Origin of the sequence: Mesorhizobium sp. M7A.F.Ca.ET.027.03.2.1 (assembly GCF_003999175.1) — a bacterium.
GTDB lineage: Bacteria > Pseudomonadota > Alphaproteobacteria > Rhizobiales > Rhizobiaceae > Mesorhizobium.
The window spans coordinates 1-2,952 of record NZ_RZOM01000794.1 but is presented as its reverse complement, the minus strand read 5'-3'; the positions used below and the strand labels follow the sequence as shown (position 1 = coordinate 2,952).

Annotated in this window: 3 protein-coding genes; 1 reads left to right on the top strand and 2 read right to left on the bottom strand. The window is 62.1% G+C overall.

What is annotated here, in order from left to right; genetic code table 11:
• Positions 1 to 273, top strand: a 273-nt coding sequence (locus EN750_RS26990; RefSeq protein ID WP_281062332.1) for a glycine cleavage T C-terminal barrel domain-containing protein, incomplete at its 5' end; no start/stop codon positions are given.
• 328 nt (positions 274 to 601) lie between these two features.
• On the opposite strand, the gene mmsB is transcribed toward EN750_RS26990, so the two are convergent.
• Together mmsB and EN750_RS26980 are read right to left on the bottom strand one after the other, a co-directional pair.
• Complete coding sequence (mmsB, locus tag EN750_RS26985) at positions 602 to 1,486, bottom strand: 3-hydroxyisobutyrate dehydrogenase (protein ID WP_127398461.1); 885 nt, start codon at positions 1,484 to 1,486, stop codon at positions 602 to 604.
• Positions 1,487 to 1,509: 23 nt separating this feature from the next.
• A complete protein-coding gene (locus tag EN750_RS26980; RefSeq protein WP_127398459.1) occupies positions 1,510 to 2,676 on the bottom strand; it encodes an isobutyryl-CoA dehydrogenase in 1,167 nt (388 codons plus the stop codon).
• Positions 2,677 to 2,952 lie beyond the last annotated feature (276 nt).

Sequence of the window (2,952 nt, the reverse complement as noted above, 5' to 3'; positions counted from 1 at the left end):
GTCGTGACCGAAAGTGTAGGAGTAGCCCGCCGAGGTGATGTGGCCGACGAGCTCGCCTTCGAGGGCGTCTACCGCGAAGGCGAGCTCGTCGGCCACATCACCTCGGCGGGCTACTCCTACACTTTCGGTCACGACATCGCACTTGCGCTGTTGCCCCTGGCACTTGTGTCGCCCGGCACCGAACTCGAGGTGTCCATCCTCGGCGAGCGCCGCGCGGCCAAGGTGATCGCCGACTCGCCCTATGATCCGGAAGGCGCCCGCGGGCGCATGTGAGGCATCCCGGAGTACAGTTCCGGGTTATCGATGTCTCAAAACGTGCTGCAGGGCAAAATGCAAAAACCGCGCTCCATCAGGAACGCGGCTTTGCCAGATACGCATGGCGCTTCGCTACGCAAACACTTTGCGAAACTTATGGCACTTGTCGAAACTTACGGGCTCCGGTACGCGAGACCTGATCCGGAGCACCGGGCGGATGAGATATGTCCGCCTCGCAGTCCGTTTTATAGGGACATCGTTACCGCGGAGTTATCGAGAGCTTAAGCAAATCTAAATTTGCACTTTTTTACCCAAGGAAACCGGAAAAATCCGGCAAATCCGGGGGTTACGCTGGGTTACCCCTGAGAAAATTAATTATGCCGGAGAAATCGACCCCGCCATGTCCCTGGGCGTTGAACAAGGCATAGAGCTGGGCTGCTTCGGCGCCAAGCGGCGTTACAGCACCCGCACCTTGTGCGGCTTCCTGGGACAATTTCAGGTCTTTCAGCATCAGCGCCGCTGCAAATCCTGGGTTGTAGTCCCTGTTTGCGGGCGAAGTCGGCACCGGCCCGGGCACCGGGCAGTAGGTGGTCAAGGACCAGCACTGGCCGGAGGAGGTCGAGGCGACGTCGAACAGCGCCTGGTGTGACAGGCCGAGCTTTTCCGCCAGCACGAAGGCTTCGGCGACACCGATCATCGAAATGCCGAGGATCATGTTGTTGCAGATCTTTGCCGCCTGGCCGGCGCCGTCGCCGCCGCAATGGACGATGCGACCGGCCATCGGCTCCAGGATCGGCTCGGCAGTTGCAAAGGCGTCATCGGAGCCTCCGGCCATGAAGGTCAGCGTGCCGGCCGCAGCACCCCCGGTGCCGCCCGAGACCGGTGCATCGATGGACAGCAGGCCGTGTTTGGCGGCAATGGCATGCGCCTTACGCGCCGATTCGACATCGATGGTCGAGGAATCGACGAACAGCGCGCCCTTTTTCGCTCTGGGCGCGATGTCCTCATAGACCGACAGCACATGCTTGCCCGCAGGCAGCATGGTGATCACCACATCGGCATCCTTCACCGCGGCAACGGCATTGGCCATCACTGTCACGCCATGCTCCCGGGCGACGGTGAGGTTTTCCGGCACAAGGTCGAAACCATTCACCGCATGCCCCGCCTTGACCAGGTTGGCGGTCATCGGATTACCCATGTTCCCTAGGCCGATGAAGGCAATGGTGCTCATCGATTTCTCCTGATTTGTTGCCGTCAGCGGCCAATTAATGCCCGCGCGATGATGACGCGCATGATCTCGTTGGTGCCTTCGAGGATCTGGTGTACCCGCAGGTCCCGCACCAGCTTCTCGATGCCGTAGTCGTGCAGGTAGCCATAGCCGCCGAGCAGCTGCAGTGCGTCGTTGGCGACATTGAAGCCGGTATCGGTGACGAAGCGCTTGGCCATCGCCGACCATTTGCCGGCATCCGGCGCCTTGCGGTCGAGCTTCGCGGCGGCGGCATAGAGGAAAATACGCGCCGCCTGCAGTTCGGTCTCCATGTCGGCCAGCCTGAACTGCAGCGCCTGGAACTGGTTGATCTTCGAGCCGAAGGCCTTGCGCTCGGCGGTGTAGGAAAGCGCCTTGTCGAGCGCCGACTGCGCGCCGCCCAGCGAACAAGCGGCGATGTTCAGCCGGCCGCCGTCTAGACCGGCCATGGCGATGCCGAAGCCCGCACCTTCGCCGGACAAAAGGTTTTCCGCCGGCACCTTGCAGTCCTCGAAGACAACCTGGCGGGTCGATTGCATGTGCCAGCCCATCTTGTGCTCGTTGGCGCCGAAGGAAAGGCCTGGCGCATCTCTGGGCACGACGATGGTGGAAATGCCTTTCGGGCCGTCCGCGCCGGTGCGCACCATGACGGCATAGACATCGCTGTCGCCGGCGCCGGAGATGAACTGCTTGGTGCCGTTGAGGACATAGTCGCCGCCGCTCTTCACCGCGCGCGTTTTCAGGGCTGCGGCATCGGAACCGGAGCCGGGCTCGGTCAGGCAGTAGCTCGCCAGCCATTCCATAGAGGTCAGCTTCGGCAGGAAACGCTGGCGCTGCTCGTCATTGCCGAAACGGTCGATCATCGAGGCCACCATGTTGTGGATCGAGATGAACGATGAAAAAGCCGGATCGGCGTGCGACAGCGCCTCGAAGATCAGCACGGCGTCGAGCCGGCCAAGTGCCGAGCCACCGACATCGTCCCTGATATAGATGCCGCCAAGGCCGAGCGGGCCGGTCTCGCGGATCACATCGGCCGGGAAATGCTTGTTACGGTCCCAGTCGAGCGCATTTGGCGCGACACGGTCTGCGGCGAAGGCCTGCGCCATCTCCTGGATGGCGCGCTGCTCCTCGTTAAGTTCGAACTGGCTGGTGCTCGCATCGACCGCGGCGTCCATGGCGTGCTCCCTAATCTTCGACCTGTTGGCCTGTCGTTTTTGGCTTTGCGCGCGCACCAATCTAGACCAATGATGCCGCCGCGCAACCCGATCCCCTGCGGAGCGGCTGTGCATCAATGCATGTCCGGAGTAAGATGTGACGACAAAATTCGATGAACTGCTGGGGCGGTTCCGCGCATACCTTTCCTCCGTGGATCACGCCTTGGTGCGCGATGCCGTGGCGCGCATTGGCTGGGACATGCCGGCTCGCACGCTGGAGCCGCATCCGCTCAACTG